Source organism: Oleiphilus sp. HI0125 (assembly GCF_001635355.1).
Window position 1 is genome coordinate 1 of sequence record NZ_LWGF01000028.1, and the last position, 901, is coordinate 901.

Sequence of the window (901 nt, forward strand, 5' to 3'; positions counted from 1 at the left end):
ATGCGCAAGCGCCCTCAAGTTAGAGACGCCTACAACAGGAATATCCTTACCGAATGCAATACCTTGAACAAAACCTGTAGCAATACGAAGCCCGGTAAACGAACCGGGGCCTTGGCCAAACGCAAGTGCATCGACATCCTCCAACTTAAGCCCCGCCTCCTCCAAAAGCACCTTCACCATAGGAAGAACATGCTGCACATGACTTCTTGCGGCTTCTAGCGTTTTAGAAAAAAGCTCAGTACCGCACTCACCTTTCAGTAACAAAGTCACTGAACACAATTTAGAAGATGTATCTACAGCTAGGATTGCTGTCATTCTTACCTGCCAAACAAAAATTTAAAAACATATGATAAACGCCAAGCAATAAAAAAGGCAGCTCAAGGAGCTGCCTTTCTTTCAAAGATTATTCGCTTATGCGTCTAACCCAGCAACAATCTGATCACGGATCTTAGACATCTCACCAACGCCATCTACACGAACGTAATTTGGCGCAGCTGCTTCACCTGACTCAGCCCACGCAGAGTAGTACTCAACAAGTGGAGCTGTTTGTGAGTGATAAACATCTAGACGCTTACGTACAGTCTCCTCTTTGTCATCTTCACGCTGAACAAGCGCATCACCAGTAATGTCATCCTTACCTTCAGTTGCAGGCGGATTGTACTTAACGTGATAGACACGACCACTCGCCTCGTGAACGCGACGACCGCTCAAACGACTAACAATCTCTTCATCAGCTACATCAATTTCAACAACGGCATCGATATCAATACCCTGCTTTTTAAGCGCTTCTGCTTGAGGAATTGTGCGTGGGAAACCATCGAACAAGAAACCATTTGCACAATCGTCTTCTTTGATACGCTCTTCAATCAAAGCAATAATTGTCTCATCAGAAACTAGACCA

General features: G+C 45.1%; 2 protein-coding genes. Both read right to left on the bottom strand.

Translation table 11 applies throughout. The features are described from left to right. The coding region (gene tsaB / locus A3762_RS00670; protein WP_068753625.1) for a tRNA (adenosine(37)-N6)-threonylcarbamoyltransferase complex dimerization subunit type 1 TsaB at positions 1 to 315 on the bottom strand (315 nt) is incomplete at its 3' end. Positions 316 to 411: 96 nt separating this feature from the next. Beyond that, on the bottom strand, positions 412 to 901 hold a 490-nt coding region (locus A3762_RS00675; protein WP_068753628.1), incomplete at its 5' end, for a nucleoside monophosphate kinase.